This is a genomic window from Pseudomonas fluorescens (assembly GCF_000968015.1).
In the GTDB taxonomy this organism is placed as follows: domain Bacteria; phylum Pseudomonadota; class Gammaproteobacteria; order Pseudomonadales; family Pseudomonadaceae; genus Aquipseudomonas; species Aquipseudomonas fluorescens_W.
Genome location: NZ_LACH01000026.1, coordinates 46,253 through 58,712, shown reverse-complemented (window position 1 = coordinate 58,712; position 12,460 = coordinate 46,253). Strand labels below are relative to the sequence as shown.

Here is a 12,460-nt window from a genome sequence, read left to right as displayed (position 1 = left end):
GAGTACACCCTGTAGGAGCTGTCGAGTGAAACGAGGCTGCGATCTTTTGATCTGTCAGTTCTTGTGCATCTTGCTCATCAACTCTGCCTCAGCCTGGGTCAAGCCGCAGGACTGAGTCAGTTCATCGACGCTCGCGCCCATACCGACCAGTTTTGCCGCCTGTGCAAACGACAGGCTCGACGGATCGCGCTGTTCCAGTTGAGCCAGTTTGTCCGGCAACGGGGCAACCACTGCACGCAGTTCGTGCAGGTCTTCACCCATGCGCACGTTGCCGCTCTGGTAGTCCTCGACACGCCGGGCCAGGTCCCTGATGCGCTGATCGCGCAGCGCATCGCCCTGGGCCTGTTGCGCGGCGATCAGTCGTTGGCCTCGTATGTACGCCAGAAACATCGCCAGCGTGCCTGCCCAGAAGAGGAACAGGACAATGACCGCTACCTCAAGAATCAATCAGATGTTCTCCAGGTCCGACCATTCTTCTTCGCTCATCATCTTGTCCAACTCGACCAGGATCAGCAGTTCGTTGTTCTTGTTGCACACGCCCTGGATGAACTTGGCGGATTCTTCGTTACCGACGTTCGGCGCGGTTTCGATTTCCGACTGACGCAGGTAAACCACTTCGGCGACGCTGTCGACCATGATCCCGACGACTTGCTTGTCGGCTTCAATGATGACGATACGGGTGTTGTCGCTGATTTCGGCGTTCATCAGGCCGAAGCGCTGACGGGTGTCGATCACGGTGACCACGTTACCGCGCAGGTTGATGATGCCCAGCACGTAGCTCGGGGCACCCGGGACCGGGGCGATTTCGGTGTAACGCAGGACTTCCTGAACGCGCATCACGTTGATGCCGTAGGTTTCATTGTCCAGTTTGAAGGTCACCCATTGCAGGATCGGATCTTCAGAACCTTTTGCATTCGTCGCTTGATTACTCATACCCTGACCCCTCGAAAAACCGCCCTAGCGGTGTGTGTTCTGTTGGCGGCATTCAACAATGCCGTCGCATACTTGTTATGTCGGCAGCTATGTCGGTTTGTGTAGCGGCTTGCTGCTGCCCATGTGCTTTGCCCCGCCGCTGGCGATCAACTCGGCCAGGGCGGAAACGTCCAGCAGCGCACACATGTGCTCAATCACCGTGCCGGCGAGCCATGGCCGCTGACCTCGATGACTTCTCCATTTGATTTCGTTCGGGTCCAGGCGCAATGAGCGACTGACCTGATGCACCGCCAGTCCCCACTCATAGCCCTGAACCGAAATAACGTATTGCAGGCCCTGACGAAAATCGTCGCGGTAGCGGTCCGGCATGACCCAACGCGCGGTATCCAATACTTTCAGGTTGCCGGCCTGACTCGGCAGGATCCCGAGGAACCATTCCGGCTGACCGAACAGCGGTGTCAGTTCATGACCGGCCAAAGAATAAATTGAGCCCAGGCACACCAGCGGCACCGCCAAGGTCAGCCCGGCGACATCGAACAACAGGCATTCGAATGGTTCGGCGGCCCAGGACGGACGACCATCGGTTTCCACCGGTGGCGGCGTATTGCTCGGCGGCAGGTGGACTTCGACCACCGGCGGCACCAAGGCTTGCAGCAACGGTGCGATGGTCGATACAGGCGCGAGAACCGGCGCTGGTGCTTCGATCAAGACTACCGGTGCTTTTACCACGGGCGCTGCTACCGGCGCGGCAACCACGGCGGGTTTCTGTGCATCGCGAGCCTGCTCTTCAAGCACCGCCGCCTGGAACTCGTCCAGTGCAGCTTCAACTTCGACCGCTTCAACAACCTCAACGATTTCAACCAGCGCTTCGATTTCCGGCGGCAACTCTTCAGTCGCCTCCATCAGCAAGCTGTCCAGATAAGACTGGAGAGCCAATTGCGGGCGCGAGGTGATTTTTACCGGGCGGTTCATCTCACGCCACCTGCGGAACAAGTTGTGCGGCCAGCAGATGCTTGAGCAACGCGCGATAAGCCAGCACCCCACGGCTCTTGCCGTCGAACTGCGAAGGGGTCACACCCGCACGGCTGGCATCACGCAAGCGAGTATCGACCGGGATATAGCCCTGCCAGATTTCTTCCGGGTACTTGTCACGCAACACCCGCAACGTTCCGAGGGAAGCCTGCGTGCGGCGGTCGAACAGGGTCGGCACGATGCTGAACGGCAGCGCTTGTTTACGCGAACGGTTGATCATCGCCAGGGTGTTGACCATGCGCTCCAGGCCTTTGACGGCCAGGTGTTCGGTCTGCACCGGAATCACCAATTGCTGGCTCGCCGCCAAGGCATTGACCATCAGCAAGCCGAGCAACGGCGGGCTGTCGATCACGGCGTAATCGAAATCCTGCCAAAGTTGCGCCAGGCTCTTGGCAATCACCAGGCCCAAGCCACTCTGCCCCGGCGACTGGCGCTCGAGGGTCGCGAGTGCGGTGCTTGATGGCAGCAGGGAAATACTCTCGTGGCTGGTGGGCAACAACAACTGACCGGGCAAGCCTTGCGGCACACTGCCCTTATTCAGGAACAGGTCGTAGCTGCTGTGTTCCAGGCTGTCGGGGTCGTAACCGAAGTAACTGGTCATGGAGCCGTGGGGGTCGAGATCGACCACAACCACGCGCTTGCCCGCCTCGGCCAGCAAACCGGCTAAAGCGATAGAGGAAGTGGTTTTACCAACACCACCCTTTTGATTGGCAACTGCCCAGACTCTCATTCGGATTGTTCCTCCCGGTCGACATGGTCGACCGAGAAATAGCTCAACGTATTAATGCGGGTGACGGAGAATTGACGGCACTCTCTCGTCCCGGCGACTTGACCGGGGTCGGTGCAGTTTGTGTGCCAGCACGCTTCAACGCGGCATCCGGTTTTGCATTGGCGGTTCCGGTACCGGTGAGACTGCGGCGTACATCGAGATTTCGTGACACCACCAGCACGACACGCCGGTTACGTGCCCGGCCCTCGGCAGTGGCGTTGTTGGCCACTGGCTGGAACTCGCCGTAACCCACCGACGCCAGGCGACCGGGGTTCACACCCTGCATCGCCAGCATGCGCACGATGCTCGCCGACCGGGCCGAGGACAGCTCCCAGTTGGTCGGGTATTGCGCGGTGCGGATCGGTTGATCGTCAGTGAAACCTTCGACGTGAATCGGGTTGTCGAACGGCTTCAGAATCGCGGCAACCTTGTCGATGATGTTGAACGCGATGTCACTGGGCATGGCGTCGCCGCTGCCAAACAACAGGCTGGAATTGAGTTCGATCTCGACCCACAGCTCGTTGCCGCGAATGGTCATCTGGTTGGAGCTGATCAGGTCGCCGAACGCGGCGCTGATGTCGTCGGCGATGCTTTTGAGCGGATCGCTGGCACCCGCGATACCGGCGTCGACTTGTTCGGCGTCTTTAACCAGCGGCTTGGCCGGGGTTACGGTCTTCGGTCGCTCGTCGCCGATCGGGATCGGCTTGAGAGCGTGGTCGGAGTCGGTAAAGACCCCGATCAACGCTTCGGAAATAACCTTGTACTTGCCTTCGTTGATAGAAGAGATCGAGTACATCACCACGAAGAAAGCGAACAGCAACGTAATGAAGTCGGCGTACGAAACCAGCCAACGCTCATGGTTTACATGTTCTTCAGGTTGGCGACGACGTGCCATGGTCAGGGCGTGCTCACAGTAAATGATGAAGCGCGTTGGCGCTGCGATTGTGCCAGGCAAGGCGCGTGACGCCGAGAATGGTCGTTTCCCTTCTCAAGTCGCGCAACGCAGCCTGGCGCAATCACAGCGCCAACCCGGAGGGCAGCGCCCCGCAAGCCACAATACGTCGTTATTCGTCGTTCATTTGAAGCGACCAAACCTCTCTCCTCATGCCTAGTCTTGTGGCTTGCGGGGCGCTGCGCGCTTCATCATTTACTGTGAGCACGCCCTGCGTCTCCCATCAATCCATGAAGCCCTGAAGCTTCAGCTCAATAGAGCGAGGGTTTTCACCTTCGGCGATCGACAGAATGCCTTCCAACAACATTTCGCGATAACGCGACTGCCGCAAAGCGACGGACTTGAGTTTGGCGGCAATCGGCAGCAGCACCAGGTTGGCACTGGCCACGCCGTAGATGGTCGCGACGAAGGCCACGGCAATGCCGCTACCCAGTTGCGATGGATCCCCCAGGTTGCCCATCACGTGGATCAGGCCCATCACCGCACCGATGATGCCGATGGTCGGCGCGTAGCCGCCCATGCTTTCGAAGACTTTGGCGGCTTCGATGTCGCGGCTTTCCTGGGTGTAGAAATCCACTTCCAGAATGCTGCGAATCGCTTCTGGCTCGGCGCCGTCAACCAGTAGTTGCAGGCCTTTGCGCGAGTAGTTGTCCGATTCGGCATCGGCTACCCCCTCCAGACCCAGCAGGCCTTCCTTGCGCGCGGTCAGGCTCCAGTTCACAACGCGATCGACGCCACCAGCGAGGTCGATGCGCGGAGGAAACAGGATCCAGGCCAGAATCTGCATGGCGCGCTTGAAGGCGCTCATCGGTGACTGCAGCAGCGCCGCACCGACGGTTCCGCCGATAACGATCAACGCCGCCGGGCCATTGGCCAAGGCGCCGAGGTGGCCGCCTTCAAGGTAGTTGCCGCCAATGATGGCGACGAACGCCATGATCATCCCGATAAGGCTTAAAACATCCATCAGAGACAAGCCTCGACCAGATGCTTGCCGATATCGTCCAGGCTGTACACCGCGTCGGCGAGTTCGGCTTTGACGATGGCCATCGGCATGCCGTAGATCACGCAGCTGGCTTCATCCTGAGCCCAGATTGCACTGCCGCCCTGCTTGAGCAGACGCGCGCCTTCACGACCATCGGCGCCCATGCCGGTCAATACGACCGCCAGAACTTTGTCACCGTAAGACTTGGCTGCGGAACCGAAGGTGATGTCCACGCACGGCTTGTAGTTCAAACGTTCGTCGCCCGGGAGGATTTTCACCGCGCCACGACCGTCGATCATCATTTGCTTGCCACCCGGCGCCAGCAACGCCAGGCCCGGACGCAGGATGTCGCCATCCTCGGCTTCCTTGACGCTGATTCGGCAAAGCTTGTCCAGACGTTCGGCGAAGGCCTTGGTAAAGGCCGCCGGCATGTGCTGGATCAATACGATCGGCGCGGGGAAATTGGCCGGCAACTGGGTCAAAACCCGCTGCAAGGCAACCGGGCCGCCCGTGGACGTACCGATGGCGACCAGTTTGTAGGCTTTGCGTTTCGGCGCGGGCGACGACGAGGCTGGCGCGTGCGTACGCGCCGGAATCGGAGCCGGTGCCGGACGCGCAGGCGCGCTGCTGCCGTAGCTGCCGTAGCTGCTGACGCTCGAAGGTGCAGGCGTCGGGGCGGGGGCGGCGACAGGTGCCGGAGCGCTGTAGGTGTTGGCGCGACGGTTACTGCGCGAGATGCTGAGAATCTTCTCGCATAGCAGTTGCTTGACCTTCTCCGGGTTACGGGAGATGTCTTCGAAATTCTTCGGCAGGAAATCCACCGCGCCGGCGTCCAGCGCGTCGAGGGTCACCCGAGCGCCTTCGTGGGTCAGCGAGGAGAACATCAACACTGGGGTCGGGCAGCGCTGCATGATGTGCCGCACTGCCGTGATGCCATCCATCATCGGCATCTCGTAGTCCATGGTGATCACGTCTGGCTTGAGGGCCAGCGCCTGATCAATCGCCTCTTTTCCGTTGGTCGCCGTGCCGACGACCTGGATATTCGGATCCGCTGAAAGAATTTCCGAGACGCGGCGGCGGAAAAACCCCGAATCGTCCACCACCAGGACTTTAACTGCCATAAACACTCCGTTAGACGGAGCGAGGCTCAGTCGCCCCGCCCCACCAGAATCAAATACGCCGTGCGGCGTAACGCTTGAGCATGCTCGGAACATCGAGAATCAGCGCAATGCGGCCGTCACCGGTGATGGTGGCGCCAGACATGCCCGGGGTTCCCTGGAGCATTTTGCCCAATGGCTTGATGACCACTTCTTCCTGGCCCACCAGTTGATCGACGACGAAGCCGATCCGCTGAGTGCCCACCGAAAGGATCACCACATGGCCTTCGCGCTGCTCTTCGTGAGCGGCGGAGCTGACCAGCCAGCGTTTGAGGTAGAACAATGGCAGCGCCTTGTCCCGCACGATCACCACTTCCTGGCCGTCCACCACGTTGGTGCGCGACAGGTCGAGGTGGAAGATCTCGTTGACGTTCACCAGCGGGAACGCAAACGCCTGGTTGCCCAGCATGACCATCAGCGTCGGCATGATCGCCAGGGTCAACGGGACCTTGATGACGATCTTGGAGCCCTTGCCCTTGGTCGAATAGATATTGATGGTGCCGTTGAGCTGGGCGATTTTGGTTTTCACCACGTCCATGCCCACGCCGCGTCCGGAGACATCGGAAATTTCGGTCTTGGTCGAGAAACCCGGCGCGAAGATCAGGTTGAAGCAATCGGATTCGCTGAGGCGATCCGCTGCATCCTTGTCCATCAAGCCTTTCTTCACGGCAATGCCGCGCAGAACATCGGCGTCCATGCCCTTGCCGTCATCGGAAATGGACAGAAGGATGTGGTCGCCTTCCTGTTCAGCGGACAGGATCACCTTGCCGCTGCGAGGTTTGCCCATCGCTTCACGTTCGGCCGGCTCTTCAATACCGTGGTCGACCGAGTTGCGCACCAAGTGGACCAGCGGGTCGGCAAGGGCCTCGACGAGGTTCTTGTCGAGGTCGGTTTCTTCGCCGACCAGTTCCAGGTTGATCTCTTTCTTGAGCTGGCGAGCCAGGTCGCGAACCAGACGCGGGAAGCGCCCGAAGACCTTCTTGATCGGTTGCATCCGGGTCTTCATGACTGCGGTTTGCAGGTCGGCCGTGACCACGTCGAGGTTCGACACGGCCTTGGACATGGCTTCGTCGCCGCTGTTGAGGCCCAGACGGACCAAGCGGTTACGCACCAGTACCAACTCGCCAACCATGTTCATGATTTCGTCGAGACGCGCGGTATCGACCCGCACGGTGGTCTCGGCTTCGCTGGCCGGTTTTTCCGGTGGCGGCGCGGACGGAGCGGCGCGAGCAGGTGCTGGAGCCGCTGCTGCTGCCGGTTTCGGCGGCTCGGGCGCTTTGGCCGCAGGCTTCGCGACAGGTGCCGGGGCCTTGGACGCTGGAGCCGAAACCACTGCACCGGTGCCCACTTCAGTGAACTTGCCTTTGCCGTGCAATTCGTCGAGCAGCGATTCGAACTCGTGATCGGAGATCAGATCGCCGCCAGCCACTTTAGCGGTTGGCGCAGCCGGGGCCGGGACCGCAGCAATGGCTGATTCCAGCGCTTCAACGGCAAAGTTGCCCTTGCCGTGCAACTGATCGAGCAGTGCTTCGAACTCGTCATCGGTGATATCGGAGCTGTCGCCTGCCGCTTTCGGGGCAGCCGGTGCGGCTGGCGCCGGGGCTACCGCATCGACGGCGAATTGGCCTTTACCGTGCAGCTGATCGAGCAACGACTCGAACTCGGCATCGGTGATTTCGTCGCTGGCCGCCGCATTGCTGCTCGGCGCTGGCACAACTGCCGGGGCTTCTGCCTGAGCCTTGACGGCGTTCAGCGAGTCCAGCAGTTGTTCGAATTCGTTATCGGTGATGTCACCCGATTCGCTCTCGGCGGCAGGTTCTTCCACCACCTCGGCGACCGGTGCCGTTTCATCGGCGGTTTGCGGCTCGGCCAGACGGGCCAGTGCCGCAAGCAATTCTGGCGTGGCAGCCGTGATCGGGCTGCGCTCGCGGACTTCGGTAAACATGCCGTTCACCGCATCCAGCGCTTCGAGAACCACGTCCATCAGTTCCGAGTCGACGCGACGTTCACCCTTGCGCAGGATGTCGAACACGTTCTCGGCGATGTGACAGCACTCCACCAGCTCGTTGAGCTGGAGGAAGCCGGCGCCTCCTTTTACAGTGTGAAAACCGCGAAAAATTGCATTGAGCAAGTCCGCATCATCAGGTCGGCTTTCAAGCTCGACCAGCTGTTCGGACAGTTGCTCTAGAATCTCGCCGGCCTCAACCAGGAAATCCTGAAGGATCTCTTCATCGGCGCCGAAGCTCATGTGTAGGGGTGCTCCTAGAATCCAAGGCTGGAAAGCAAATCGTCTACATCGTCCTGACCGGACACAACGTCTTCTCTTTTATCGGCATGAATCTGCGGACCTTCACCCTGAGAGAGATGTTTTTGCGGATCTTTTTCTGCCAGCATCGCTTCACGGTCATGTTCGATGCCCGCAAAGCGGTCCACCTGACTGGCCATAAGCACGAGCTTGAGCAGGTTGCTTTCAACTTCGGTGACCAATTGGGTCACACGCTTGATCACCTGACCGGTGAGGTCCTGATAATCCTGAGCGAGCAGAATGTCGTTGAGGTTGCTCGACACAACGCGATTGTCTTCGCTGCTGCGTGCCAGGAAACCGTCGACTCGCCGAGCCAGCTCGCGGAACTCTTCAGCCCCGACTTCGCGACGCATGAACCGTCCCCAGTCGGTGCTCAAGGCCTGGGCTTCGTTGCTCAGGCCGTTGACCAGCGGCGTGGCGTTTTCCACCAGGTCCATGGTGCGGTTGGCAGCAGCCTCGGTCAGCTTGACCACATACCCCAGACGCTCGGTGGCATCCGTGATCTGCGAGACTTCCTCGGCTTGCGGCATGTGCGGGTCAATCTGGAAATTGACGATCGCGCTATGCAGCTCGCGAGTGAGCTTGCCCACTTCCTGATACAGGCCACGGTCACGGGTCTGATTGAGCTCATGGATCAGTTGCACAGCGTCGCCGAACCTGCCTTTTTCAAGGCTTTCGACCAGTTCGACCGCGTGTTTTTTCAGAGTCGATTCGAAATCGCCCTGTGAAGACTCGTTATGCTCCATAGCTCCCCCGTGGCGCAGTGGCTTCGCACATCAACCGATGCGTTCGAAAATCTTCTCGATTTTTTCTTTTAACGCCTGGGCCGTGAAGGGCTTGACCACATAGCCGTTAACACCGGCCTGGGCTGCCTCGATGATCTGCTCGCGCTTGGCTTCAGCGGTCACCATCAGCACCGGCAGGTGCTTGAGCTTTTCATCGGCACGCACGTGGCGCAGCAGGTCGATACCGGTCATGCCAGGCATGTTCCAGTCTGTTACCAGAAAGTCGATGCTGCCGCTGTTGAGAACCGGAATGGCAGTAGTGCCATCGTCGGCCTCGACCGTGTTGGTGAACCCAAGGTCACGCAACAGGTTTTTAATGATCCGCCGCATCGTTGAGAAGTCATCAACGATGAGGATTTTCATGTTCTTGTCCAATTCGACCTCCAAGCAGTCTTAAACGCGCCCAGCACCTGGACGCGCCATTTCAATCAATCCGGCAAAGCACTCAATGACTGTCTGGAGCACAACAGATCGGGACCGGTACGGTTCAACACCCCACCAGCCGCGTTCGCAGTGTCCCCACACTGCCTTCAGCGCGCTCGCCACTCCCCCAAACGCCCCCGCAAACGGGCCGCGCACTGGCTGTGTAACTGGCTGACCCGAGATTCGCTGACCCCCAGGACCTCACCGATTTCCTTGAGATTCAACTCTTCGTCGTAGTACAGCGCCAACACCAGTCGCTCACGCTCCGGCAAATTGGCAATCGCGTCCGCCAGTGCCGCCTGGAAGCGTTCATCTTCCAGATCGCGTGACGGCTCGAGATGAGCACTGGCGCCATCCTCGTGCAGCCCTTCGTGTTCGCCGTCCTGCAACAGATCGTCGAAACTGAATAGCCGGCTGCCCAGGGTGTCGTTCAAAATCCCGTAATAATCGTCGAGACTCAATTGGAGTTCGGCCGCAACCTCGTGATCTTTAGCGTCACGACCGGTTTTAGCTTCAATCGAGCGAATTGCGTCGCTGACCATCCGGGTATTGCGGTGGACCGAACGTGGCGCCCAGTCCCCCTTGCGTACTTCATCGAGCATCGCACCACGGATTCGAATGCCCGCGTACGTCTCGAAGCTTGCGCCTTTGCTGGCGTCGTATTTGGTCGACACCTCAAGCAAGCCGATCATCCCGGCCTGGATCAGGTCTTCAACCTGAACACTGGCTGGCAGACGCGCCAGCAAGTGGTAGGCAATGCGTTTAACCAGTGGCGCGTAACGCTCGATCAGCTCGTACTGCGCGTCACGTGCCGACTTCTTGTAGAGGTTGTAGCCACTGGCTGTCATAGCACCGGTCCTGCCGTTTGTTGCACGAGGCGCTCGACGAAAAACTCCAGGTGCCCACGCGGGTTCGCAGGCAGCGGCCATGTATCGACCTTCTGTGCAATCGCCTTGAACGCCAGTGAGCACTTGGACCGCGGGAAGGCTTCGTAGACGGCGCGCTGCTTCTGCACAGCCTTGCGCACACTTTCGTCGTAAGGCACCGCGCCGACGTATTGTAAGGCGACGTCAAGGAAGCGATCCGTGACCTTGGTCAACTTGGCGAACAGGTTGCGCCCTTCCTGCGGGCTCTGGGCCATGTTGGCCAGGACACGGAAGCGGTTCATGCCGTAATCGCGGTTCAGCAGTTTGATCAGTGCGTAGGCATCGGTGATCGAGGTCGGTTCGTCACAGACCACCAGCAAGACTTCTTGCGCTGCGCGAACGAAACTGACTACCGATTCACCAATGCCCGCAGCGGTGTCGATCACCAGCACGTCGAGGTTGTCACCGATATCGCTGAACGCCTGGATCAGGCCGGCGTGTTGGGCCGGGCTTAAATGAACCATGCTCTGTGTGCCGGACGCGGCCGGGACGATGCGAATGCCGCCAGGGCCCTGCAACAGTACGTCGCGCAGCTCGCAGCGGCCTTCGATCACGTCGGCCAAAGTACGTTTGGGTGTCAGTCCCAGCAGGACGTCGACGTTCGCCAGCCCCAGATCGGCGTCCAACAGCATGACGCGCCGGCCGAGCTCAGCTAGAGCCAGGGACAAGTTCACTGACACGTTAGTCTTCCCGACGCCACCTTTGCCGCCGGTCACCGCGATCACCTGTACGGGATGCATGCTGCCCATGTTATTTCTTTACCTTGTCTTGCATAGACGGAGGCCACATTACTGGCTGCGCGTTCACTAACTGAACAATGCATGGCAGACCATCGATGTAGGTACAAAAACTGTTCATTAATACCTCAGCCGACCTGCTTGGTCGGGCTGTGGTAAATATCAGCGAACATGTCAGCCATGGCTTCTTCGCTGGGTTCTTCTTGCATTTGCACGCTGACGGCGCGACTGACCAACTGATGACGACGCGGCAGATGCAAATCATCCGGAATCCGCGGGCCATCGGTCAGGTAGGCCACCGGTAATTCATGACTGATGGCCAGGCTCAACACCTCGCCCAGACTTGCCGTTTCATCCAGTTTAGTCAGGATGCAGCCAGCGAGCCCACAACGCTTGTAACTGTGATAAGCGGCCGTTAGAACCTGTTTCTGGCTAGTGGTTGCCAACACCAGATAATTTTTCGATTTGATGCCACGACCGGCCAGGCTTTCGAGCTGCATGCGCAGTGCCGGATCGCTGGCCTGAAGGCCCGCGGTATCGATCAGCACCACGCGTTTGCGCAACAAAGGCTCCAGCGCCTGCACCAGCGATTGACCCGGATCGACATGCGTCACCGACACATTGAGGATCCGGCCCAACGTCTTGAGTTGTTCCTGAGCACCAATGCGGTAGCTGTCCATGCTGACCAGCGCGATATTCTGCGCGCCGTACTTGAGCACGTAACGGGCCGCGAGTTTGGCCAGGGTGGTGGTCTTGCCCATGCCGGCAGGGCCGACCATGGCAATCACGCCGCCCTCTTCCAGAGGCTCGACTTCCGGTGTGACGATCATCCGCGCCAGGTGTGCCAGCAACATGCGCCAGGCCTGACGAGGTTCTTCAATATCGGTAATCAGCGCCAGCAAATCGCGCGACAACGGGCCGGACAGACCGATGCGTTGCAGGCGACGCCAAAGATTGGCCTGGGCCGGACGGCTGCCTTGCAGCTGATTCCAGGCCAGGGAGCCGAGTTGCACTTCCATCAATTCGCGCAGGCTGTTGAGTTCGAAACGCATCGAGTCGAACGCCCGTGGGTCGACGCCACCGGAGGCAGGTGCCGCAGCCGGCGCAGCACGACGGGGTTCGGTGTAGGTCGGTTCGATCAGCGGCTCGGCGGCGGTCAGTGGCAGGCCGGCGAACAATTGGCGATTGGTGGACTTATCGCTCTCGCCATCGCTGCGCAGGCTCAGTTCGGCCTGGGCGGTGACGATCCGCGACTGGGTCTTGCGCAGCTCGTCTTCGAGTTCCATGTTCGGAACGCGCGGAGCCAGCGCCGACAATTTGTAATCCAGGGCAGCCGTCAGCTCGACACCACCGGCGATCCGGCGGTTGCCAATGATGGCGGCATCAGCGCCCAGCTCATCACGAACCAGTTTCATGGCCTGACGCATATCGGCGGCGAAAAAACGCTTAACTTGCATAA

13 protein-coding genes are annotated in these 12,460 nt (G+C 59.7%); all 13 read right to left on the bottom strand.

The genetic code is table 11. The features are described 5' to 3' along the window. Positions 1–54: 54 nt before the first annotated feature. The gene (locus tag VD17_RS13905) at positions 55–447 is read right to left on the bottom strand and encodes a DUF2802 domain-containing protein (protein WP_046054297.1); all 393 of its coding nucleotides are present in this window, start codon (positions 445–447) and stop codon (positions 55–57) included. Beyond that, a complete protein-coding gene (locus tag VD17_RS13900; protein WP_008155806.1) occupies positions 448–933 on the bottom strand; it encodes a chemotaxis protein CheW in 486 nt (161 codons plus the stop codon). An 87-nt stretch (positions 934–1,020) separates the two neighbouring features. After that, positions 1,021–1,905 carry a CheW domain-containing protein gene (locus VD17_RS13895; protein WP_046054296.1) on the bottom strand — a complete coding sequence of 295 codons (885 nt, stop codon included), beginning with the start codon at positions 1,903–1,905 and terminating at the stop codon, positions 1,021–1,023. 1 nt (position 1,906) lies between these two features. Next, positions 1,907–2,695, bottom strand: coding sequence for a ParA family protein (locus VD17_RS13890; protein WP_033056007.1), 789 nt, complete (start codon positions 2,693–2,695; stop codon positions 1,907–1,909). Positions 2,696–2,738: 43 nt separating this feature from the next. After that, positions 2,739–3,629 carry a flagellar motor protein MotD gene (gene motD / locus VD17_RS13885; RefSeq protein ID WP_046054326.1) on the bottom strand — a complete coding sequence of 297 codons (891 nt, stop codon included), beginning with the start codon at positions 3,627–3,629 and terminating at the stop codon, positions 2,739–2,741. Between the two features lie 280 nt (positions 3,630–3,909). Further along, positions 3,910–4,650 (bottom strand): flagellar motor protein, encoded by a 741-nt coding sequence (locus VD17_RS13880; protein WP_046054295.1) that lies wholly within the window; start codon positions 4,648–4,650, stop codon positions 3,910–3,912. Beyond that, a complete protein-coding gene (locus VD17_RS13875) occupies positions 4,650–5,789 on the bottom strand; it encodes a protein-glutamate methylesterase/protein-glutamine glutaminase (RefSeq protein ID WP_046054294.1) in 1,140 nt (379 codons plus the stop codon). Before VD17_RS13875 ends, VD17_RS13880 begins: the two co-directional genes overlap by 1 nt. 49 nt (positions 5,790–5,838) lie before the next feature. After that, positions 5,839–8,073: a chemotaxis protein CheA gene (locus tag VD17_RS13870; RefSeq protein ID WP_046054293.1), complete on the bottom strand. Its 2,235-nt coding sequence runs from the start codon at positions 8,071–8,073 to the stop codon at positions 5,839–5,841. 14 nt (positions 8,074–8,087) lie between these two features. Further along, positions 8,088–8,876, bottom strand: a complete 789-nt coding sequence (locus tag VD17_RS13865; protein ID WP_046054292.1) for a protein phosphatase CheZ — start codon at positions 8,874–8,876, stop codon at positions 8,088–8,090. 30 nt (positions 8,877–8,906) lie between these two features. Then, positions 8,907–9,278 carry a chemotaxis response regulator CheY gene (locus tag VD17_RS13860; protein ID WP_003183998.1) on the bottom strand — a complete coding sequence of 124 codons (372 nt, stop codon included), beginning with the start codon at positions 9,276–9,278 and terminating at the stop codon, positions 8,907–8,909. 167 nt (positions 9,279–9,445) lie between these two features. Then, positions 9,446–10,186 (bottom strand): RNA polymerase sigma factor FliA, encoded by a 741-nt coding sequence (gene fliA, locus VD17_RS13855; RefSeq protein ID WP_007894214.1) that lies wholly within the window; start codon positions 10,184–10,186, stop codon positions 9,446–9,448. Next, on the bottom strand, positions 10,183–11,013 hold the full coding sequence (fleN, locus tag VD17_RS13850; protein ID WP_007975361.1) for a flagellar synthesis regulator FleN: 831 nt from the start codon (positions 11,011–11,013) through the stop codon (positions 10,183–10,185). The genes fliA and fleN overlap by 4 nt, the downstream gene beginning before the upstream one ends. Before the next feature lie 116 nt (positions 11,014–11,129). Then, positions 11,130–12,458, bottom strand: coding sequence for a flagellar biosynthesis protein FlhF (gene flhF / locus VD17_RS13845; protein ID WP_046054291.1), 1,329 nt, complete (start codon positions 12,456–12,458; stop codon positions 11,130–11,132). Positions 12,459–12,460: the final 2 nt, after the last annotated feature.